The organism is Actinosynnema sp. NPDC050436 (genome assembly GCF_040655415.1).
Taxonomy (GTDB): domain Bacteria; phylum Actinomycetota; class Actinomycetes; order Mycobacteriales; family Pseudonocardiaceae; genus Actinosynnema.
This window is the reverse complement of sequence record NZ_JBFAJV010000010.1, coordinates 146,886-167,550: the sequence shown is the minus strand read 5'-3', so window position 1 is coordinate 167,550 and position 20,665 is coordinate 146,886. Positions and strand designations below refer to the sequence as shown.

Annotated in this window: 19 protein-coding genes and 1 pseudogene; 8 read left to right on the top strand and 12 right to left on the bottom strand. The window is 73.8% G+C overall.

Going from position 1 to position 20,665, the window contains the following annotated elements; all coding sequences use genetic code 11:
• The first annotated feature begins 129 nt into the window (after nt 1-129).
• On the top strand, nt 130-495 hold the full coding sequence (locus AB0I60_RS24005) for a cupin domain-containing protein (RefSeq protein WP_360733093.1): 366 nt from the start codon (nt 130-132) through the stop codon (nt 493-495).
• A 248-nt stretch (nt 496-743) separates the two neighbouring features.
• On the opposite strand, the gene AB0I60_RS24000 is transcribed toward AB0I60_RS24005, so the two are convergent.
• Nucleotides 744-1,694 (bottom strand): LysR family transcriptional regulator, encoded by a 951-nt coding sequence (locus AB0I60_RS24000; RefSeq protein WP_360733091.1) that lies wholly within the window; start codon nt 1,692-1,694, stop codon nt 744-746.
• 224 nt (nt 1,695-1,918) lie between these two features.
• On the opposite strand from AB0I60_RS24000, the gene AB0I60_RS23995 reads away from it, so the two are divergent.
• Genes AB0I60_RS23995 through idi form a run of 4 tightly spaced genes read left to right on the top strand, consistent with a single transcriptional unit; the run spans nt 1,919 to nt 5,748 of the window.
• Complete coding sequence (locus AB0I60_RS23995) at nt 1,919-2,710, top strand: 2-amino-3,7-dideoxy-D-threo-hept-6-ulosonate synthase (RefSeq protein ID WP_360733089.1); 792 nt, start codon at nt 1,919-1,921, stop codon at nt 2,708-2,710.
• Between the two features lie 19 nt (nt 2,711-2,729).
• Nucleotides 2,730-3,803, top strand: coding sequence for a 3-dehydroquinate synthase II (locus AB0I60_RS23990; RefSeq protein ID WP_360733087.1), 1,074 nt, complete (start codon nt 2,730-2,732; stop codon nt 3,801-3,803).
• 3 nt (nt 3,804-3,806) lie between these two features.
• Complete coding sequence (locus tag AB0I60_RS23985) at nt 3,807-5,144, top strand: AMP-binding protein (protein ID WP_360733085.1); 1,338 nt, start codon at nt 3,807-3,809, stop codon at nt 5,142-5,144.
• A 28-nt stretch (nt 5,145-5,172) separates the two neighbouring features.
• Nucleotides 5,173-5,748 carry an isopentenyl-diphosphate Delta-isomerase gene (gene idi, locus AB0I60_RS23980; RefSeq protein WP_360733083.1) on the top strand — a complete coding sequence of 192 codons (576 nt, stop codon included), beginning with the start codon at nt 5,173-5,175 and terminating at the stop codon, nt 5,746-5,748.
• Nucleotides 5,749-5,767: 19 nt separating this feature from the next.
• On the opposite strand, the gene AB0I60_RS23975 is transcribed toward idi, so the two are convergent.
• Complete coding sequence (locus AB0I60_RS23975) at nt 5,768-6,175, bottom strand: hypothetical protein (RefSeq protein WP_360733082.1); 408 nt, start codon at nt 6,173-6,175, stop codon at nt 5,768-5,770.
• A 4-nt stretch (nt 6,176-6,179) separates the two neighbouring features.
• Nucleotides 6,180-6,722: a TetR/AcrR family transcriptional regulator gene (locus AB0I60_RS23970; protein ID WP_360733080.1), complete on the bottom strand. Its 543-nt coding sequence runs from the start codon at nt 6,720-6,722 to the stop codon at nt 6,180-6,182.
• 50 nt (nt 6,723-6,772) lie between these two features.
• On the opposite strand from AB0I60_RS23970, the gene AB0I60_RS23965 reads away from it, so the two are divergent.
• Nucleotides 6,773-8,386, top strand: a complete 1,614-nt coding sequence (locus AB0I60_RS23965) for an AMP-dependent synthetase/ligase (RefSeq protein ID WP_360733079.1) — start codon at nt 6,773-6,775, stop codon at nt 8,384-8,386.
• Here the strand turns inward: AB0I60_RS23965 and AB0I60_RS23960 are convergent.
• Nucleotides 8,350-8,976 carry a DUF998 domain-containing protein gene (locus AB0I60_RS23960; RefSeq protein WP_360733077.1) on the bottom strand — a complete coding sequence of 209 codons (627 nt, stop codon included), beginning with the start codon at nt 8,974-8,976 and terminating at the stop codon, nt 8,350-8,352. The genes AB0I60_RS23965 and AB0I60_RS23960 overlap by 37 nt on opposite strands.
• A gap of 235 nt (nt 8,977-9,211) precedes the next feature.
• On the opposite strand from AB0I60_RS23960, the gene AB0I60_RS23955 reads away from it, so the two are divergent.
• Entirely contained in the window at nt 9,212-9,562 is a 351-nt protein-coding gene (locus AB0I60_RS23955) for a hypothetical protein (RefSeq protein ID WP_360733076.1), read from the top strand.
• Nucleotides 9,563-9,573: 11 nt separating this feature from the next.
• Here AB0I60_RS23955 and AB0I60_RS23950 read toward each other — a convergent pair whose 3' ends face one another.
• From AB0I60_RS23950 to AB0I60_RS23940, 3 genes are read right to left on the bottom strand one after another with little or no spacing between them, the layout of a single operon-like run.
• The gene (locus AB0I60_RS23950; protein ID WP_360733074.1) at nt 9,574-11,052 is read right to left on the bottom strand and encodes a glutamate--cysteine ligase; all 1,479 of its coding nucleotides are present in this window, start codon (nt 11,050-11,052) and stop codon (nt 9,574-9,576) included.
• Between the two features lie 10 nt (nt 11,053-11,062).
• A complete protein-coding gene (locus tag AB0I60_RS23945) occupies nt 11,063-11,725 on the bottom strand; it encodes a 4'-phosphopantetheinyl transferase superfamily protein (RefSeq protein ID WP_360733073.1) in 663 nt (220 codons plus the stop codon).
• Entirely contained in the window at nt 11,722-12,561 is an 840-nt protein-coding gene (locus AB0I60_RS23940) for a metallophosphoesterase (protein WP_360733072.1), read from the bottom strand. Before AB0I60_RS23940 ends, AB0I60_RS23945 begins: the two co-directional genes overlap by 4 nt.
• Nucleotides 12,562-12,987: 426 nt before the next feature.
• Between AB0I60_RS23940 and AB0I60_RS23935 the strand changes: the two are divergent.
• Nucleotides 12,988-13,263 (top strand): annotated as a pseudogene (locus AB0I60_RS23935) (transposase); the annotation flags it as partial.
• A 174-nt stretch (nt 13,264-13,437) separates the two neighbouring features.
• Here the strand turns inward: AB0I60_RS23935 and AB0I60_RS23930 are convergent.
• The 5 genes from AB0I60_RS23930 to AB0I60_RS23910 form a co-directional block, all read right to left on the bottom strand.
• A complete protein-coding gene (locus AB0I60_RS23930; protein ID WP_360733071.1) occupies nt 13,438-14,610 on the bottom strand; it encodes a histidine kinase in 1,173 nt (390 codons plus the stop codon).
• Nucleotides 14,607-16,316 carry a cation acetate symporter gene (locus AB0I60_RS23925; RefSeq protein WP_360733069.1) on the bottom strand — a complete coding sequence of 570 codons (1,710 nt, stop codon included), beginning with the start codon at nt 16,314-16,316 and terminating at the stop codon, nt 14,607-14,609. The genes AB0I60_RS23930 and AB0I60_RS23925 overlap by 4 nt, the downstream gene beginning before the upstream one ends.
• The gene (locus AB0I60_RS23920; RefSeq protein WP_360733067.1) at nt 16,313-16,717 is read right to left on the bottom strand and encodes a DUF485 domain-containing protein; all 405 of its coding nucleotides are present in this window, start codon (nt 16,715-16,717) and stop codon (nt 16,313-16,315) included. Before AB0I60_RS23920 ends, AB0I60_RS23925 begins: the two co-directional genes overlap by 4 nt.
• Nucleotides 16,714-17,553 (bottom strand): LytTR family DNA-binding domain-containing protein, encoded by an 840-nt coding sequence (locus AB0I60_RS23915; RefSeq protein WP_360733065.1) that lies wholly within the window; start codon nt 17,551-17,553, stop codon nt 16,714-16,716. Before AB0I60_RS23915 ends, AB0I60_RS23920 begins: the two co-directional genes overlap by 4 nt.
• 143 nt (nt 17,554-17,696) lie before the next feature.
• On the bottom strand, nt 17,697-20,663 hold the full coding sequence (locus AB0I60_RS23910) for a BTAD domain-containing putative transcriptional regulator (RefSeq protein WP_360733064.1): 2,967 nt from the start codon (nt 20,661-20,663) through the stop codon (nt 17,697-17,699).
• Nucleotides 20,664-20,665: the final 2 nt, after the last annotated feature.

The following is a 20,665-nucleotide window of genomic DNA, read 5'->3' as shown; positions in this document are numbered from 1 at the left end:
AGCCAGAGGCGTTCCCTATGGCGGCCGTTTGCCGTGGAGGGGGTGGCCGGGGATCATCTGCGGCACATTTCGGGCGCGGTTCTGCTGGGGAGAGCGCATGGGATCGTCCGTTCGGGGCGGGTAGTCGCCGTGGAGATCCGCAGGTTGGATCCGGGTGAGTTGGTGCGCGACCGGGGGTTGGTGGCGCGGCGGCTGATGCCGTGGCCGGTGGTGAACGCGCCGTTCGACGGGTCGTGGTGCGTGGTGGGGCCGGGTGCTTCGTCGTCCACGCACGGGCACCGGGAGCACGAGGTCTGGGTTGCCGTGTCGGGAGTGGCGGAGATCGTGACGGCGGACGGGGCGGTGCCGTTCTCGGCCGGGGATCTGGTGCACTTCCGGCCCTACGAGGAGCACCGGCTGGTGAACCGGTCCGAGGAGGACTTCCAGTTCTTCGCCGCGTGGTGGGACATGGAGATGGCTGAGCGGTTCGTGGCTCGGGATGAGGACGGGGTGTAGGGGTTCAAGGGGGTTCAAGGGGTTTTAGGGAGTCCTCGCCGGACGGGCGAGCCGCCAAGGATGACGGGTGGTGAGGGTCGTCGTGTCATCCCCGTATGGCCCGGTCAAAGACAACCACCCTTGAGTGGGGTGTGCAAGCGAAGGGCGTGCTTGCACACCCCACTCAAGCGCGGTTCGCTGCGCGCGGGCCATACGGGGATGACACGACGCGCTTGGGTGGGGAGTGCGGGAGTGCGCGAAGGGGTGTGTTAGCTGGCGGCTGCTGCTAGGCCGGTGGGGGTGGCTCGTTGGTGCGGGTTTCCCCAGACCTGTTCCTGGTACGCCTCCAGCAGGGCGGCGTGGATGTCGTCCACGTGTTGGGCCGCCACGTGTTCTCGTTGCCAGGTCAGGGTTACCCGGCGGTGGATCGGATTGCCCGCGATCGGTTTGAGGACGACTCCGGGGAGGTTCTGGGGCGTGGGGAAGAAGCACGCCACGGTCTGCGCCGAACGTACCAGCTCCGCCGCTGCGGCCGGGTCTGCGCCGAAGTGCACGCAGCGGGGGGTGAAGCCGGCGGCTTCGCAGGCCAGGTGGAGGTTGAGCTTGCCGCCGCCGTAGTTCTCCTCGGGGACGGCCCAGTCCTCGTCCGCCAGCTCCGACAGGCGGATCTCGGTGCGGGTGGACAACCGGTGGCCTGCCGGGATTCCCACCAGCATCGGTTCGGTCACCACCGGGCGGTGGGCGACCTCTTCGGGAATCCGCAGTGGACTCTGCGGGAACTCCACGACCAGTGCCACGTCGAGCTTTCCGGTGCGCACCAGTTCCAGCACCGCGTCGCAGCTGCGCTCGATGTGGGTGGTCTGCGGCTGGTCGGGCAGCAGGTCGCGGACGACGCCCACCAGCAACGGCGTCAGCGAGCCGGCCACCCCGCCCAGCCTGATGCCCAGGCTGCCGCTCTCGGCGGCGATCTTGCGCGCGGTGGCCAGCAGGTCGTCGAACCGTTCCACCAGGTCACGCGACCGCTGGACGACGTGCCTGCCCAGCTCGGTCGGTTCCACGCCGTCGCTGCGGCGCACGAACAGCGGACCGCCGAAGCCGCGCTCTATCCGGCGGAGCTGCGCGGTCAACCCGGCCTGCGCGATCTTGAGCGACGAAGCGGCCCGGCTGATGCTGCCCGCTTCGGCCACGGTCAGCACAACGTGGAGGTGTCTCAGCTCCATGTGCACTTCCGCAGCCTAGGGCAAACGGATCAGGTCAAACACCGACCGTGCGAGTGTGAGGGGTTGACGCTCCGTCGCGGAGTTGTCGTACCGCGTTGCTCCAAGAGGTGCATAACTGCCGAGTTATCGCCACCTGCCACCTCCCCGCAAGAGTCGGGTTCCACCACTCTGCTCCATGGCCTGAGCCGGAACCCCGGCGGCGGAACCACGGGAGGTGTGAGCGCATGAGGAAAGCGTTGCGGCTGCGACGGCTTTCCCGGCCGCGTGACGACAGGTACCTGTTCGTCCCGCTGGACCACAGCGTCTCCGACGGGCCCGTCGTGCCGCGCGACCGGTGGCACGAGCTGATCAGGGCGGTCGTCGTCGGCGGTGCCGATGCCGTCATCGTCCACAAAGGACGGGTGCGCACGATCGATCCCGGCCTGCTCGGCAGTTGCGCGCTGGTCGTGCACCTGAGCGCGGGCACCGCGCACGCGGTCGACGCCAACGCCAAGGTGCTGGTCGGCGAGGTGGAGGAGGCGCTGCGGCTGGGCGCGGACGCGGTCAGCGTGCACGTCAACATCGGCTCCGACACCGAGGAGCGCCAACTGGTCGACCTCGGCGTCGTCGCCAACGCGTGCGACTCGTGGAACGTGCCGCTGATCGCCATGGTCTACCCGCGCGGGCCGCGCATCGGCGACCCCCGGGACCCGGCCCTGCTCGCGCACGTGGTCAACATCGCCGTCGACCTCGGCGCGGACCTGGTGAAGACCAACCTGGCGCTGCCCGTCGAGCGGATGGCCGAGGTGGTGGCGAGCTGCCCCATCCCGGTGCTGGTGGCGGGCGGGCCCGCGTCCGGCGGCAACCCCGTCGACCACGCCCGCGCCGCCATGGCGATGGGGTGCGCGGGGCTGGCCGTGGGCCGCCGCGTGTTCACCTCGCCCGCCCCGCTGGCGCTGGTCGCCGAGCTCGCGTCGGTGATCCACGCCGACCACCACGCCGGCCTGGTGCCCGCCATGACCGGTGCCGCGTCCTGACCACGCATTGGAGTCTGGCGTGAAATTCGCCTGGATCGACCTGCGAACCGTTCCCGAGGCGCACCGCGAAGCCGTGGTCGACGCCGCCGTGCACGCCCGGCTGGCCGGGGTCGTGTCCGACGACCCGGCCCTGCTGGACGCCCTGCCGCCGACCGTGACCCGCGTGCTGGTCGCGCCGGAGGCGGTGGACAGCCCGCACCTGGTCGCCGTGACCGTGGACGACCGGGACCGGCTGGACCGGCTCACCGCGAGCGCGGCGTTCGTCCGGGTGCGCGACGACCGGACGCTGAAGCTGGCGTGCGCGGCGGCGGTGCGGCTGGAGCACACCGTCGTCGAGTTCGCCGACCCGACCAAGATCCCGCTGGAGATCGTCATCGCGGCGGCGGACGGGGCGGCGGGCAGGCTCGTCACGGTGGTCGCCGACCTGGAGGAGGCGGCGATCGTGCTGGACGTGCTGGAGCACGGCTCGGACGGGGTGCTGCTCGCGCCGCGCGACGCGGCCGACGTGTTCGCCCTGGCCCGGCTGCTGGAGGTCACCACGCCGCCGCTGGCGCTGACCACGCTCACCGTCGAGGGCATCGAGCACAACGGCCTGGGCGACCGGGTGTGCGTGGACACCTGCTCGCACTTCCGGGAGGACGAGGGCATCCTCGTCGGCTCGTACGCGTCGGGGTTCATCCTGTGCTGCAGCGAGACGCACCCGCTGCCGTACATGCCGACCCGGCCGTTCCGGGTCAACGCGGGCGCGCTGCACTCCTACGTCCTGGGCCCGGACAACCGCACCAACTACCTGTCCGAGCTGCGCTCCGGCAGCGCGGTGCTGGCGGTGGACTCCGAGGGCCGCACCCGCAGGCTCACCGTGGGCCGCGCCAAGCTGGAGTCCCGACCGCTCCTCACGATCACCGCGCACTCGCCGGAGGGCGTGGTGGTCAGCCTGACCGTGCAGGACGACTGGCACGTCCGGGTGCTGGGGCCCGGCGGCAAGGTGCGCAACGTCACCGAGCTGTGCCGGGGTGACGAGCTGCTGGGGCACCTCGCCACCGAGCAGCGGCACGTCGGCATCCCCATCGGCGAGTTCTGCCGGGAGACCTGACCGGTGCGCGAGTTCGTCTCCGACCTGCTGCACCGCTACGGCGACGACGTGCCGGTGCTCACCCACCAGCACACCGTGACGCACGGCCGGTTGCGGGAGTCGGTGGCCGCCGAGGCGGGGCTGTTCGCGGCGGCGGGCGTCGGCGAGGGCAGCAGCGTGGCCGTGCAGGTGCCGCCGAGCTTCACCCGCCTCGAAGTGGTGCTGGCGCTGTGGGTGCTGGGCGCGCGGGTCATCCCGCTGAGCCCCCGGCGCACGCCCGCCGAGCGCGAGGCGGAGCACGCGCTGGTCCGGCCGCAGTTCGTGGTGCGGTCGGCCGGGCGGTTCGGCGGCGCGTTCCGGGAGCGCCACGAGCTGGTCACCGAGCGCCGCGCGGACGGCGTGCCCGCGCTGACCCGGCACCGCCTGGTGCGGCTGCGCCCGGCTGCCGGCGGGCCGTCGGCGGTGGTCGGCCGCTCCACCGAGTCGGTCATCCGCGAGGTGGTGCGGTTCACGTCGGCCGAGGGCGTGGCCCGGCGCGGCGAACGGCTGCTGCTGCCCACCGGCACGTCGACCGGTTTCGGGCTGCTGCACGCGCTGGCCGAGGGCGTGCACCTGGTGTTCCCGGCCACCGGCTCGGCCGGGGACGTCCAGCGCGCCGCCGCCGCGCACGAGGTCGACTTCGTCGCCGGGCTGCCGGTGCACTTCGCGCGGCTGGTGGCCAGTCCGGACCGGGCCGCGCTGCGCACCGCGCGGGCCGCGCTGTCCGGCGGCGAGCCGATGCCGCCCGAGGTGGCCGACGGCTTCGCGCGCGCCTACGGGTTCACCGTCGGCGAGTGCTTCGGCACCACCGAGACCGGCGCGCTGACCGTGGACGTCGCCGGCACGTCCCGCCCGTCCGTGGGCCGGCCGCTGGGCGACACCGCGCTGCGGGTGCGCGACGGGCTGGTGGAGGTGGCGCTGGACGAGTCGCCCTACCTGCACGACGACGGCGGGCGGTACGCGGACGGCTGGCTCCGCACCGGGGACCGGGGCCGGTTCGACGCGCGCGGCAACCTGGTGCTGCTGGGGCGCGGCGACTCCCTGGTGGTGGTGCGGGGCCGCAGCGTCGACCTGACCGAGGTCGAGGCGGTCCTGCGGGCGCACCCGCTGGTCACCGAGTCCATCGCGGTGTTCGACGGGGCCGTGCGAGCCTACGTGGGCGCCGGGGGCGGTGGTCCGGACGAGGCCGAGGTGCTGCGCTGGTGCCGGGAACGCCTGGCGGCGCCCGCCGTGCCGGACCGCGTCCACGTGCTGCCGGCGCTGCCCCGGACGTCGGGCGGGAGGTTGGTGCGCGACGCCGGGGTGCTCGCCGCTTCGCGATGACGCCGGCCGGTGTGGCAGGGTGGCCCGCGTGGAACAAGTCGTGTTGCTGGACGAGTCGGGGACGGGCATCGGCGTTGCCGACAAGGCGCACGTGCACCACGAGGACACCCCGCTGCACCTGGCGTTCTCCAGCTACCTGTTCTCGCCGGACGGTCGGCTGCTGCTGACCAGGCGCGCGCTGCACAAGAAGACCTGGCCGGGCGTGTGGACCAACACCTGCTGCGGCCACCCCGCGCCCGGCGAGGACGTGGCGTCGGCGGTGGCCCGCCGGCTGGTCGACGAGCTGGGCCTGGCGGACGTGCGGCTGGACCTGGTGCTGCCCCGGTTCCGCTACCGGGCGGTGATGGACAACGGCGTGGTGGAGAACGAGATGTGCCCGGTGTTCCGGGGCCTGCTCGACCGCGACCCGACGCCGAACCCGGACGAGGTGGACGACGTGGAGTGGGTGCCGTGGGCGGAGTTCGCGCCCGCCGTGCTGGCCGGGGTGCGGCCGATCTCGCCGTGGTGCGTGCGGCAGGTGGAGGAGCTGGCCGCGCTGGGCGACGACCCGTGGGCATGGCCGGTCGGGTCGGCCGCCGAGCTGCCGCCGGCCGCGCGGGGCTGACCGGCGGCGGTCCGGCCGGTCAGTAGTTGTCGCCGCCGAAGAAGATCTCCTCCAGCCGGTCGGCGGTGCCCGCGAGCAGCGCCAGCGGGTCGGTGAACTCGTGGATGTCCAGGTCGACCAGCGGCAGCGAGTGGCGCAGCACGACGTGCTCGCCCATGATGGCCGCGCCGCACGAGATGGTGGAGTTGCCGACCTCGACCAGCAGCGCGTGCAGGTCCACGTTGGCGGCCAGCCCGATCGGCGAGGCGATCTGGACCCACTCGTGCATGTTGTCGAGCACCTCCCGCACCAGGATGATCACCTGCGTGCGCTCGTCGTCCTCGTCGAACTGCTCGAAGTTGAACAGGATCCGCAGCTCGTCCTCCTGCGCGGCGATGACGTCGTAGGTGTCGTGGACGTACGCGGCGAGGTCGCCCCAAGAAGCCATGTGCTCACCCTAGAGGCGCTACCGCGCCCCACACCGCATCCGCCACCACATCGCGCGACGCGGCCAGGTCGAAGCCGCCCAGCAGGAACCGCCGGGCGCACTCGTGGGCCGGGCCCAGCACCACCGGGTCCAGGGCCCACAGCGGGAACGCGCGCACCTCGCCCCCGGCCATCCGGTCCGCGAACCACCCCGCGACCGGGGCGAGCGCCGCCGCCTTCGCCGCCGGGTCGGCGGTCGGCGGTGCGGCGTAGAGGAACCCGGCCCGCCCGGGGTGCGCGGCGACCCAGTCGAGGTAGCGCCCGGCCAGGCCGCGCACCGCCTCCCGCGCGCCTTCCGCCGCCAGCGCCGGGGTCATCGCCGCGACGCACCGCGCGAAGCTGTCCTGGTACAGCACCGAGAACACCCCGGCACGGCTGCCGAAGTGGTGGTAGATGCTGCCGTTGGACACGCCGGACCGCGCCGTCAGCGCGCTGATCGTCACCGGCTGCCCGGACTCCACCAGCGCCAGCGCCGCGTCGAGCACCGCCTGCCGCCGTTCCGCCCGCACACCCACTAGAGTAACGCTCCAGAGCACCGCTCCGCCGCCTGGAGGACGCCATGGCCCGGTCCATACCCGACCTGCTGCGCGACCGCGTGCGCGCGACCCCGGACGCCGAGGCGCTGCGGCACCGCGCCGACGGCGGGTGGCGGTCGCTGACCTGGCGCGAGGTCGGCGAGCAGGTCCGCGCGCGGGCGCTGGGCTTCCGGCAGCTCGGCGTCCGGGACGGCGTGCGGGTGGCGATCATGGCGCAGACCAGCGCGGAGTGGGTGCTCGCGGACCTCGCCGTGCTCGCGGCCGGTGGCGTGACCACCACGATCTACCCGAGCAGCACCCCGGAGGAGGCCGCGCACATCGTCCGCGACTCGGGCTGCGCGCTGGTGGTGGCCGACCCCGACCTGGTGGACCGGCTGGGCGACGTGCGGGTGGTCACCACCGACGACCTGCCCCGGTCCGACGAGGGCGACTACGACGCGCTGGTCGACGCGCTCGCGCCCGAGGACCTGGCGACCCTGATCTACACCTCCGGCACGACCGGCGTGCCCAAGGGCGTCGAGCTGACCCACGACAACTGGCTCTACACCGCCGAGGCGGTCGTGGAACTGGGCGTGCTGCGGCCCGACGACCTGCACTTCCTGTGGCTGCCGATGTCCCACGCGTTCGGCAAGGTGCTCCAGATCGCCATGATCGCCACCGGCGTGGCCACCGCCGTGGACGGCGCGGCCGACCGCATCGCCGACAACCTCCGGGAGCTGCGGCCGACGATCGTGGCCGGGGCCCCGAGGGTGTTCGAGAAGATCCACAGCCGGGTGGTGGCGGCGGTGCGCGCCGAGGGCGGCGTGAAGGGCAGGCTGTTCGCCTGGGCGCAGGAGGTCGCGCGCAACCCGGGGTGGAAGGTGCGCAACAAGATCGCCGACGTGCTGGTGTTCGGCCGGTTCCGGGCCCGGGTGGGCGGGCGCATCCGGTACTTCGTGTCCGGTTCCGCGCCGCTCTCGCCCGACGTCGGCCGGTTCTTCGCCAGTGCGGGCATGGTGATCCTGGAGGGCTACGGCCTCACCGAGACCTCCGCCGCGTCGTTCCTCAACCGGCCCGGCGAGCAGGCGTTCGGCACGGTCGGCAGACCGCTGCCCGGCACCCGGCTCCGGATCGCCGAGGACGGCGAGGTGCTGGTCGGCGGCCGGGGCGTGATGCGCGGCTACCACAACCTGCCCGAGGAGACCGCGCTGGCGCTGGACGGCGGCTGGCTGCGCACCGGCGACATCGGCGAGCTGGACGACGAGGGCAGGCTCAGGATCACCGACCGCAAGAAGGAGCTGATCAAGACCTCTTCGGGCAAGTACGTCGCCCCGCAGTCGGTGGAGAGCAGGATCAAGGCGGCCAGCCCCTACATCGGGCACGTGCTGGTGCACGGCGACCTGCGCAACTACTGCGTCGCGCTGGTCACCCTCGACCCGGACACCGCCCCGTCCGGCCTGGACGCCGACGCGGAGGTCGGCGCGGCGGTGGAGCAGGCGAACGCGGGCCTCGCCCGGCACGAGACCGTCAAGAAGTTCGCCGTGCTGGAGCAGGACTTCAGCGTCGCCGACGGCACGCTGACGCCCAGCATGAAGATGCGCCGCAAGGAGATCGAGAGCCGCTACCGGGACGTGCTGGACGGCCTGTACGCGGGCTGAGCCGCCGCGATCGCCCACCACCCGAGCGCCAGCACGGCGATGACCTCGACCACGACGAGCAGCCGCTCGACGTACCCGAGCGGCAGCACCCGCCACCACGCCGTGCCGACGACCACGTCCACCAGCACCGCGTACAGGATCGGGGTGAACGCCAGCGCGGACAGCAGCCCCAGCCGGAACGCGCGGGTGGCGTGCCGGCCCCACGCCGCGTCCCGCCGCCACGGCCGGGCGAGCAGCGCCACCGCCACCGGCAGGCTGAGGAACGCGACCAGGCTCGCCACCCGGTGCACCGTGCCGCTCGCGCTCGGCCCGACCGACCAGTCGTGCTTGGGGAACGCCACGACCAGCGCCAGCCCGGCCGACCACGCCAGGAACGCCAGCGAGCCCGGCGAGGTCCAGCGGGCGACGCCCCGGCGCACCAGGACGGCCAGGATCGCCACCGAACCGGCCGCGAGCAGCAGCACGGCGGTGTCGAACACCCAGCGCGTCGGCCCCAGCGCGTACTCGGAGATCGTGCGCCGCAGGCCGACCGCCGAGGTGACCAGGCGGTGCGCGTCCAGCGCGCCCACCATGACGACGGTCAGCGCCACGGCGAGCGCACCGCCCACGGCGAGCGCGCGGGCGGGGGAGCGGGGCGGGGCGTCGGTTCGGGCGGTAGTCGGCACATCGGTCGAAACGGACGGGGGCCGGGCGGAGTTCCGGCGTTCAGCCAACCGACAGCTCCGGGCGGCCGAGCGGCCACGATAGGGCGGCCCGGCGTGATCCATTGGGAAGGCGAATCGCGTCCGCCCGGCGTCCGGCCCCGTCGCGCATAGTCTGTCCGCCGTGTACGAGTCGATGACGGTGCAGGTCCGGGCGGGCCTGGGGGAGTTGCGGCTGGCCGAGGCCGTCGGCGAGCTGGCGCGCGGCCACGGCGTGCTGCGCGACGCCACCGCCGCCGTCCGCCGGGTGGCCGTCGCCGACCTGGCCCGGGTGACCGCCGAGGTGGTGGCGGACGCCCCGGCGCGGGCCGCCGGCTTCCAGGCCGTGTGGCTGGACGCGGGCGAGGAGGGCCGGCTGGTGCTGCTCGCCCGGCACGAGGTGCTCGACGCCCTGCCGTGGCACGTCCTGCTCCCCGAGCTGGTCGCCGCGTGGAAGACCTTCGCCGAGCCGAGGATCCCGGTCCAGGCGCGGTGACCCGGTGCCGGTCAGCCGACCGGCCAGGTGTGCACGGGTTCGTTGCTGTGCATCAGGTCCCGGTAGGTCCGCAGCATCCGCCGCAGCGCCTCCGGCCGGTCCAGCGACGAGTGGTCGTAGTGCCGGTGGAACGCGCGGGCCTGCCAGGTCGCCCCGTTCACGCCGGTGAGGCAGCGCTGCTCGATCACGCCCAGCAGCCGGTCCCGCTCCTGCTGCTCCACCCGCAGCTTCACCAGGCCCTCGTGCGCCAGCGGGAGCAGCCGGCGCAGCACCAGCTCGGCCACCGGCACCGTGCCCAGCCCCGGCCAGTAGACCTTGGCGTCGATGCCGTCGCGCGCGCCGGCGGTGAAGTTCTCCTCGGCCGCGCTGAACGACATCTGCGACCACAGCGGGCGCTCCTCCTCGGCCAGCATCCGCACCAGGCCGTAGTAGAACGCCCCGTTGGCCAGGGTGTCCAGCACGGTCGGCCCGGCGGGCAGCACCCGGTTCTCCACCCGCAGGTGCGGCTGGTCGCGCACCACGTCGTACACCGGCCGGTTCCAGCGGTAGATGGTCCCGTTGTGCAGGCGCAGCTCGCCGAGCGCGGGCGTGTCGCCGCGCTCCAGCACCTGGACCGGGTCCTCCTCCTCGCAGATCGGCAGCAGCGCCGGGAAGTACCGGACGTTCTCCTCGAACAGGTCGAAGATGGAGGTGATCCACCGCTCGCCGAACCACACCCGGGGCCGGACGCCCTGCTCCTTCAGCTCGTCGCTGCGGGTGTCGGTGGCCTGCTGGAACAGCGCGATCCTGGTCTCGCGCCACAGCTCCTTGCCCATCAGGAACGGCGAGTTCGCGCCCACCGCCACCTGCACCCCGGCGATGGCCTGCGCCGCGTTCCAGTAGGACGCGAACGTGTCCGGCGACACCTGGAGGTGGAACTGCGTGGACGTGCACGCGCCCTCGGGGACGATCGAGTCGGCGGTCATCTGGAGCTTCTCCACCCCGCCGATGGAGATCTGGAGGTCCTCGCCGCGCGCGGCCAGCACCTGCTCGTTGAGCAGCGCGTAGCGGGGGTTGCCGGACAGCGCGTCCAGCCCCAGGTGCCGGGCCTGGAGCGTCGGCAGGATGCCGATCGTCACCATGTGCGAGCCGGTCTCGCGGGCCTTGCGCTCGGCCTCGTTGAGCGAGTCGCGCACCACCGCCTCGAACTCGCCGATCCCGCCCCCGCCCAGCTGCCGGGGTGCGACGTTGATCTCCAGGTTCCACTGGCCCAGCTCGGTGACGAAGTCCTCGTCGGCGATCGCCGCCAGCGCCTCGGCGTTGCGCATCGCCGGGTCGCCCGCGTCGTCCACGAGGTTCAGCTCGATCTCCAGCCCGGCGGTCGGGCGCTCGAACTCGAACCGGGACTCGCTCAGCATCCGGGCGAACACGTCCAGGCACCGGCGCACCTTCGTGCGGTACCGGGTGCGGTCATCGCGGGTGAACTCGTGCCGCGCCACCTCGTCGCCCATGCAGCTCCTCCTAGGTCGTCAAGGCAGGTACCGCGATAGCGGTCACCACAAACCCCTCCCGCGCCAGCCAGCGGCCGGTGAACCCGTCCAGCGGCACCCCGTCCACCACCGGCGGGTCGATCAGGACCCGCGCGGTGAACGTCCCGTCGTCCGGGTGCACGGTCACCTCCGCATCCTCGAACCCCAGCCACGCCCGCGCCAGCGGGAACCACGCCTTGTACACGGTCTCCTTGGCGCTGAACAGCAGCCGGTCCCAGGACACGCCGTCGTGCCGGGCGCGCAGCTCCTCGACCATGGCCAGCTCCGCCGGCAGCGCGACGGCGTCCAGCACGCCCGGCGGCGTCGGCGCGTCCGGCTCGGCGTCGATGCCGATCGAGCGGACCGCCGACGTGCGCCCCACGGCCGCCGCACGGTAGCCCTTGCAGTGCGTGATGCTGCCCACCACGCCCGCCGGCCACGTCGGCTCGCGGCTCGGACCGGGCAGCACGGGCGCGGGCGGGTAGCCCAGCAGGCCCAGCGCCGTGCGCGCGCAGTGCCGGCCGGTGGTGAACTCGCGGCGGCGCTTGTCGACGGCCTTGGCGACCAGCGCCTCCTCCTCGGGGAACAGCTGCGCCTCGTGGTCGGCGAACGTGTCGAACGCCGCGACCCCGTCGGGCAGGATGTCGCCGATCACCGGGCGTCGTCCTCCCTGAGCACGTCGAGCAGCGGCGCCTGCGTCCAGCCCCGGGGCTGCCACTCGCGCGGGTAGCCCAGTGACACCTCGTCGAACCGGACGCCGTCCTTGCGGATGGTGCGCGGGATGTGCAGGTGGCCGTAGACCATCACCGCCGCCCGGTACTTCAGGTGCCAGTCGGCGGTGCGCTCCGTGCCGCACCACAGCGCGAACTCGGGGTACCGCAGCACGAACGTGGGGTCGCGGACCAGCGGCCAGTGGTTGATGAGCACGGTGCGCAACGACTCGTCCACGGAGCGCAACCGGCGCTCGGACTCCTCCAACCGGGCCGCGCACCACGCCTCGCGGCTCGGGTACGGGTCGAAGTGCAGGAAGTACTCGTCGGTGCACATCACGCCGGCGTCCTGGGCGGCGTCGAGCGCGGACGCCTTGTCGGTCGTCCCCTCGGGCCGGAACGTGTAGTCGTAGAGGGTGAACAGCGGGGCCACCGCCACCGGGCCGCCCGCGCCCTCGAAGACGGCGAACTCGTCCTCCGGGGTGAGCACGTCGAGGCTGCGGCACAGCTCCACGAGCTGCTTGTAGCGCACCTCGCCCCGCGACTGGGCCGGGTCGTCCTTCACCGTCCACAGCTCGTGGTTGCCCGGCGACCACACCACCTTGCGGAAGCGCTTGCGCAGCACGCCCAGCGCCCACTCCACGTCGGCGAACTTCTCCGCCACGTCACCGGCCACGATCAGCCAGTCGTCGGGGGAGTGCGGGTGGATGGCCGACACGAAGTCGCGGTTCTGCCGGTAGGTCACGTGCAGGTCGCTGGTGGCTAGCAGGCGCGGCGTCACCGTTCGAGGGTATCCGGCCCCGCCCCTGGCGAGGGGGCCTGCCGAAAACCGACCGCTCGCCCGTTCGTCGCTCCAGGAGTGCCGTTGAGCGGCTTCGAGGGGTCCGTGTGACGCTTGCAGACCCCGTTCGGCGGGAACGTGGTTACCCGTGAGCGGCCGGCTTCCTAGCGTGATGGGCATCACGACAGTCCCCTGGCGGAGGACCCGATGAGCAACTACGCACGACCCGCGCAGCCGTTCGGCCGCACGGTGGGCGCCGAGATAGCCCGACAGGCCCAGCAGCACACCTACCCGGCGGTGGCACCCCGGCGGGACGAGGCGGCGCTGGCGACCCTGCTGCGCGCCCGCCAGCGCGGCGACGCCCAGCGCCAGGAGCCGTGGGTGCGCCGCGCCCCCGACTCGCCACCCAAGCCACCGCACGCGGACGTGATCGAGCACCTGGCCAACCGCCTGGTGCCGCCCGCCCTGTGGGCGATGGTGGAACCGCTCATCCCACCCGCGAAGGTCCGCCGCCAGGGCGGCGGCCGGGGCCGGGTGTCCGACCGGGCCATCTTCACGGCCATCGTGTTCGTGCTGACCAGCGGCTGCGCGTGGCGCCACCTGCCCGCGACCTTCGGCGTCACCGTCCCGACCGTCCACCGCCGCTTCCAGGAGTGGACCGACGCCGGCCTGTGGCTGCGGCTGCGCCGGGTGGCGCTGGAGAGCTCGGCGGCCGACGCGGAGTGGCTGAGGCTGGTCCTGGACGCGGCCGAGCGCCGGGGCACCCGCGCGGCGGGCTGAGCCCGGACGGCGGCAGGTCCCGGGACACCCGCGCGAGGGTGCTCCGGGACGCCGTGGGCCGGTGCCGCGACCCGTCACGCGACGGTCGCGGGCGGCTCAGGCGTGCACGCCCGCCTGGTACTTCGGCACCCGGACGCTGATCTTCGTGCCGAGGCCCTGTGCCGTCTCCACGACCAGCCCGTAGTCGTCGCCGTAGCAGCGGCGCAGGCGCTCGTCGATGTTGCCCAGCCCTATCCCGGCCGTTTCGCCGACCTGGCCCGCCAGGGTGCGGCGCAGGGCCTCCGGGTCCATGCCGATGCCGTCGTCCTCGATGGTGATGTGGGCTTCTTCGCCCGCGTCCGCCGCCAGGATCGTGATGCGGCCGGGGCCCACCTTGCCCTCCATCCCGTGCCGCACGGCGTTCTCCACCAGCGGTTGCAGGCACAGGAACGGGACGGTCACCGGCAGCACCTCGGGCGCTATCTGCAACGTCACCTGCAACCGCTCGCCGAACCGGGCGCGTTCCAGTGCCAGGTACTGGTCGATCGAGCGCAGCTCCTCCGACAGCGTGGTGAAGTCGCCGGCCCGCCGGAACGAGTAGCGGGTGAAGTCCGCGAAGTCCAGCAGCAGCGTCCGCGCCCGCTCCGGGTTCGTCCGCACGTAGGAGGCGATGGCGGACAGCGAGTTGTAGATGAAGTGCGGCGAGATCTGCGCCCGCAGCGCGCGCACCTCGGCCTCCACCAGCCGGGTCCGCGACCGGTCCAGCTCCGCCAGCTCCAACTGCCCCGACGCCCACCGGGCCACCTCGTTGGTCGCCCGCACCAGGCCCGCCGACGGTTCCCGGCTGTAGGCGGCCAGCACGCCGACCACCCGGCCCTCCACGGTCAGCGGCGCGAGCACGGCCGTGTGCACCGGGCAGTCCGGTTCGGCGCACGCGATGTCGAACGCCCGCGTCCGCCCGGTGGCGAACACCTCGGCGGCCAGGCCCATCGCGTCGGCCGCGTGGTGGTCGCCGCTGCCCTCCCACGCCACGACCTCGGTCTCGTCGGTCAGCGCGAGCGCCGGGGTGCCGAGCAGGGTCCGCAGGTGCTTCGCGGACTTCTTCGCCGCCTCCGGCACCAGGCCCGCGCGCAGCGGCGGCGCGGCCGACCACGCGGTGTGCAGCGTCTCGAACGTGATGCGCTGCTCCTGGGTGAGGAAGTCGTCGCGGCTGCGGGAGGTCCGCCACAGCGTGATCACCACGGCCAGCCCGGCCAGCAGCACCGCGCCGGCCGTCCACACCCCCGTCACAACCGGTCCTGGCTGCGCAGACCCAGGTTCTCCGGCGCGTGCAAGCGCACCATGACGTGGTTCACCCCCGGCGGCACCTTGCGCGGCGTCATGAGCGACACCACGTACATCACCACGAAGCCCAGCGGCACGGTCCACGCGGCCGGCCGGGCCAGGAACACGTTCCCACCGCCGGCGCTGATCGTCACCAGGCCCGCCACCAGCGCCGGCACGCCGCCCGCGAGCATCCCGGCGACCGCGCCGACCGTGCTGACCCGCGTGCTCCATATTCCCAGCACCAGCAGTGGGCACAGCGACGACGCCGCCACCGCGAACGCCAGCCCGACCATGTCCGCCACCGGCACCTTGCCCACCAGCCAGGTCATCCCCAGCGGCACCAGCACGGCCAGCACGGTCGACACGCGGAACCCCCGGACGTCGCGCTGCCGCAGCACGTCCCGGCTCAGCACCCCCGCCAGCGACACCATCAGGCCCGACGACGTGGACAGGAACGCGGCGAACGCCCCGCCCGCCACCAGCGCGCCCAGCAGCTGGCCGCCCAGCCCGTCGACCACCCGGCCGGGCAGCACCAGCACCACCGCGTCGGTGTCGCCGGTCATCAGCAGCTCCGGCACGTACAGCCGGCCGAGCGCGCCGTAGATCGGCGGCATCAGGTAGAAGACCCCCAGCATCGCCAGCACGATCAACGTCGTGCGGCGGGCCGCGCGGCCGTTCGGGTTGGTGTAGAAGCGGACGATCACGTGCGGCAGCCCCATGGTGCCCAGGAAAGTGGCGATGATGAGCGAGTACACCGCGTAGAGCGGGAAGCCCTCGCCGTCGCGCGTCGGCAGCGCCCACGTCTCGTTGGTGTTGAACGGGATGGACGACATCCGGGGCACTGCGGCCCCTTCGGGGAACACCAGCCGGGACCCGGCGGCGATCGCGTGGTCGCCCTCCTCCAGCACGCGCGCGCCGTTCACCCGCAGCCCGTCGACCGCGCCCGCCCCGTGGAACACCACCGGCCGGTCGACGTGCACGGACGTGTCGGTGTCGAAGGACACCGTGGTGTCGCGCGGGAAGACGGGCAGCTCCGGCCCGGTCAGGTCACGCGCGCCGTGCGCCTGCCACGCCATCACCAGGAACACCACGGGCACGGCGATCGCGGTCAGCTTGAGCCAGTACTGGAACGCCTGCACGAACGTGATGCTGCGCATCCCGCCGGAGATCACGTTCGCGGTCACCACCACGGCCACGAGCAGCGCGCCCACCCAGTCCGGCGCACCGGTCAGCGTGTGCAGGGTCAGGCCCGCGCCCTGCAACTGCGGCAGCAGGTACAGCCACCCGATGCCCAGCGCCAGCACGCTCGCCACCGCGCGCACCGCCGCCGACCCGAACCGCGCCTCGGCGAAGTCCGGCAGCGTGTACGCGCCGCTGCGCCGCAACGGCGCCGCGACCAGGGCCAGCAGCACCAGGTAGCCCGCCGTGTAGCCGACCGGGAACCACAGCATGTCCGGGCCGTGCGCGAAGATCAGCCCGGCGATGCCGACGAACGACGCCGCCGACAGGTACTCGCCGCCGATCGCGGAGGCGTTCCACCACGGCGACACGGTCCGCGACGCGACGAAGAAGTCCGACGTGGTCCGCGACACCCGCAGCCCGTACGCGCCGACCAGCATCGTCCCGACCGCGACCGCCAGCACCGCGATGATCCCGTAGGTACTGCTCACGAACGTTCCACCAGTTCGGCGAACTCCCGCTCGCCCCGCTCGGCCTGCCGCACGTAGAACCAGCCCGCGCCGACGAACACCGGGAACACCAGGCCGCCCAGCAGCAGCCACGGCAGCGGCAGCCCGAACAGCCGCTGCGCGGCGACCGCCGGCGCGAGCGCGAACACCAGCGGCAGCCCCGCCACGCTCCCGCACACCACCGCGCACAGCAGCAGCCCCAGCCGCCGCTGCGTGCGGATCAGCGAGCGCATGTAGACCGCGCCCAGGTCGCTCTGCTCGTCGATCTCCCGCGACGCCGGGTAGGGGCGGGGCGCGCGCGGGGCCCGGGTCCGGGGACTGGTCACCACCACGCGCTGGGTCGGCGGCGGCTGCGCGCCCGGCGGGCGTTCCGGCGTGGTCACGGCGACTGCCGGTTGCGGCGCACCAGCAGTTGGCGCAGGTGCCGGGCGTGCCGCCGGCTGACCGGCAGCACCGCGCCGCCGATGTTGACGCTCAGGTGCCCGTCCTCCAGGCGCAGTTCGTCGATGTGGCCCAGCGACACCAGGTGGCTGCGGTGGATGCGCACGAACCCGGCCGACCGCCAGCGCTCCTCCAGCCCGTTGAGCGCGGCCCGCACCAGCCCGCTGCCGGTCGCCGTGTGCAGGCGGGCGTAGTCGCCGTGCGCCTCCACGTACCGGATGTCCGCGAGCCGGATGAACCGGGTGATCCCGCCCAGCTCCACCGGGATGACCTCGTCGCCGACGTCGGGCGCCTTCCCGGCGGGCGCGGGCGCGACCGGTTCGGCGGCCTTGGAGTCCAGCACCTCGTGCACGATCCGGTGCACCGACTCGGCGAGCCGCTCCGGCCGGACCGGCTTGAGCAGGTAGTCCAGCGCCTTGAGCTCGAACGCCTCGACCGCCGGTTCCTGGTGCGCGGTGACGAACACGATCGGCGGCGGCTGCGCGAACCGCGACAGCACCCGCGCCAGGTCCAGCCCGTCCAGGCCGGGCATCCGGATGTCCAGGAACACCGCGTCCACCGACTGGCCCGCGTCCATCGCCCGGTGCAGGGTCCGCAGCGCCATCGTGGCGTCCGTGACGCCCTCGACGTGCGCGACCCGGGGGTCGGACCTGAGCAGGTAGACCAGGTCGTCCAGGGCGGGCGCCTCGTCGTCCACCGCGAGGACCCGGAGCGTGCGCTCCAGCGCGCCCCGGCGTTCCGGCCCCTCGCAGGTCGGGCACGGCAGTCCAGACGTCATGGAAATCCAATGCGGGTCGACGGCGTCGGCGATTGAACCACCGGACGGTCATCCTCGCCCGTCGGCCCGCCCGTCGCAATGCCCCGGCCCCGCGCTGCCATTCCCCTCGCACCGTTCGGGCGTCAGCCGCAGCCCGGCAGGGGTCAGCCCAGCTCGGCCAGCAGACCTGCCGCCATCGCCGCCAGCCCGCCGAAACCGCAGCGCGCCGACAGCTCGTGGCCGATCCGGGCGTGCCGCGCGGCCTCCGCGCGCCGGCCGTCGAACGCCATGGCCCGCACCAGGTGCAGGTGCGCCACCGCCACGCCGTAGCGGTAGTCGCACGCCGTGGCCAGCTCCAGCGCCCGCAGGTGCGCGGCCACCGCCCGGCCCGGCTTGCCCAGGTGCCGCAGCACCAGGCCCAGCGCGTTGTGCACCTCGCACTCGATCCTCGGGCTGCCGCCCAGCTCCTGCACCAGCGCCAGCGACCGCTGCGCCGTGCGCAACGCCTCCGCGTGCTCGCCGCCCAGGCACAGCGCCGTCGCCAGGTGCGCCATGCCGTCCGCGCGGGCGTGCCGCGCGCCGGTCCGGTACCAGTCCGCCAGCGCCTGCCGCAGCAGCGCCACCGCCCTGGGGTGGTCGCCCTCGGCGGTGCGGCAGCGGCCCAGCAGCGCCGCGCACGTCGCCACGATGTTCACGCCCTCCGCCGCGCGCCCCAGCTCCAGCCCCGCCACCAGGTGCTCCTCCGCCCGGCGGTAGTCGCCGGACATCAGCGCCAGCGCACCCAGCCCGGCCAGGCCGCCCACCCGGATGTGCGGGATGTCCGGCAACTCCTCGCTCAGCTCCAGCATCGAGGCGAACGCCTCGCCCGCCGCCGGGAACTCGCCCAGCTCCAGGTGGACCACGCCCGCCAGGCCCGCGTGCAGCCACCGCGTCCGGCCCGACGGCGACGCCTCCCGCAGGTACCGCCGCGCCGTGCGCAGGTTCCCGAGGTTGCGGTGCTCGGCCGCCAGCCACACCAGCATCGACGTCTCGGCGTCCGGGTCGCCCGCCCGCCGCGCCGCGCCCAGCGCCGCCGTGATCGCCCGCACGAACTCCACGTGGTGCCCGTGCGTGCCGAAGTACCCGCTCACCGCGTCGATCAACTGCCACGACAGCGGCAGCGGCCCCGCCGACGCGCAGTGCTCGGTCGCCGCCAGCAGGCTCGGCCGCTCCGCCGTCAGCCACGCCCGCGCCGCGTCCGAGGTCAGCCCGGTGGCCACCGGGGGAGCGGACGGCGGGCGCAGCTCCGGGTACAGCACGCCGCCCACGTCGGTCGCCGTGCGCAGGTACCACTCGAACAGCCGCCGCCGCGCCGAACCCCCGTCCTCGCCGGCCGCCGCCGCGCGGTCCGCCGCGTAGTCGTGCAGCAGGTCGTGCACCGCGAACCGGTCCGCGCCCACCCGCTGCACCAGGTGCGCCGAGGCCAAGTCCTCCAGCAGCCGCCGGGCCTCCGCCTCCGGCGCGTCCAGCAGCGCCGCCGCGCCGAACGCGCTGAAGTCCGGCCCCGGCGACAAGCCGACCAGCCGGAACAGCCGCGCCGCGTCCGGCCGCAGCGCCGCGTACGACAGGTCGAACGCCCGCCGCACCGCCGCCGTGTCGTCGTTGTCCACCGCCAGCGCCGCCAACCGGTCACCACCGCGCAACTCGTCCACGTAGGACTCGATGTCCGCGTGCGGCAGCCCCACCAGGTTGCCCAGCGCGATCCGCAGCGCCAGCGGCAGGTACCCGCACAGCCGCGCCAGCTCCGCGATCGCGTCGAACTGCGCCAGCGCCGCCTCCGGCCCCAACGACCGGGCCAGCAGCTTCCACGCCTCGTCACCGCGCAGCACGTCCAACCGCACCGCGGTGGCCCGCAACGGTTCCCGCAACTCGTTGCGGCTGGTGATCAGCACCGAGCACCCCGGCTCGCCGGGCAGCAGCGGCAGCACCTGCTCCGCCGACTTGGCGTTGTCCAACGTGATCAGCACCCGCCGGCCGCGCAACCGCGCCCGGTACCCGCGCACGAGGTCGTCCTCGTCCACCGGGATGTGGTCCGCGCGCACGCCCATCGCCCGCAGGAACCGCGCCAGCACCGCCGGCGTGGACAGCGGCGGCGACGTCGAGTGGCCGCGCAGGTTCACGTACAGCTGGCCGTCCGGGTAGCGGTCGCGCACCGCGTGCCCCACCGTCGTGGCGAACGCCGTCTTGCCCACCCCCGGCGGCCCGCACACCACCACCGCCGACGCCGCCCGCGTCAACAACCCCGTCACCCGCGCCAACTCCGCGCCGCGCCCCACGAAGTTGCCCACCGGGGCGGGCAGCTGAGACACCGGGGCCCACGCGTTCGCGGCCGGCTGGTGCAGCGCCGGGTCCCCCGTCAGGATCGCGTGGTGCACCGAGCGCAGCCCGTCGCTGGGGTCCACGCCCAGCTCCCGCGCCAGCGCCGTGCTCGCCTGCCGGTAGGCGTCCAGCGCGTCCGCCTGCCGGTCCGCCCGGAACAGCGCCACCATCAGCTGCGACCAGAACTGCTCGCGCAACGGGTGCTGCGCGGTCAACCGGCGCAGGTCCGCGATCACCTCGTCGCAGCGGCCCAGCCGCAGCTTCACGTCGATCAGCTCCGACGTCACCCGCAGCCTGCGCTCCGCCAGGTTCGACGCCTCGGTCTCGTGCAGCGACTCCGACGGCACGTCCGCCAGCGGCGAGCCCCGCCAGTGGCCCAGGGCCCGCTCGTAGACCTCGCACGCCCCGGCGAAGTCCTCCTCCGCCGCGCGCGCCGCGCCGTCCTCGGCCAGCGCGGCGAAGCGGTGCAGGTCGAGCGCGTCGTGCGGCAGGTCGATCCGGTAGCCGGTCGGGGTCGTGTGGATGAGCTGCGGGTCGCCCAGCGCCCTGCGCAGCCGCATCACGTACACCGGCAGCGTCTGCGCGGCGCGGTCCGGCGGGGCCTCGCCCCACACCCGGCGGATCAGGTCACCCGCCGGCACCGAGCGGTTCGCGCCCAGCAGCAGCGTCGCCAGGACGATCCGGTGCTTGGCGGCGGTGATCGGGACGACCCTGCCCTCCCGGCGGACCACCAGCGGCCCGAGCAAGCCGAACTCGTCCTGCGACAGGGTCAACA

What these genes read in the sequence shown, in the direction of transcription:
- AB0I60_RS24000 (WP_360733091.1), bottom strand. Translation starts at nt 1,694, where the DNA reads ATGGAGCTGAGACACCTCCACGTTGTGCTGACCGTGGCCGAAGCGGGC.
- AB0I60_RS23995 (WP_360733089.1), top strand. Translation starts at nt 1,919, where the DNA reads ATGAGGAAAGCGTTGCGGCTGCGACGGCTTTCCCGGCCGCGTGACGAC.
- AB0I60_RS23975 (WP_360733082.1), bottom strand. Translation starts at nt 6,175, where the DNA reads ATGGCTTCTTGGGGCGACCTCGCCGCGTACGTCCACGACACCTACGAC.
- AB0I60_RS23965 (WP_360733079.1), top strand. Translation starts at nt 6,773, where the DNA reads ATGGCCCGGTCCATACCCGACCTGCTGCGCGACCGCGTGCGCGCGACC.
- AB0I60_RS23950 (WP_360733074.1), bottom strand. Translation starts at nt 11,052, where the DNA reads ATGGGCGACGAGGTGGCGCGGCACGAGTTCACCCGCGATGACCGCACC.
- AB0I60_RS23915 (WP_360733065.1), bottom strand. Translation starts at nt 17,553, where the DNA reads ATGACGTCTGGACTGCCGTGCCCGACCTGCGAGGGGCCGGAACGCCGG.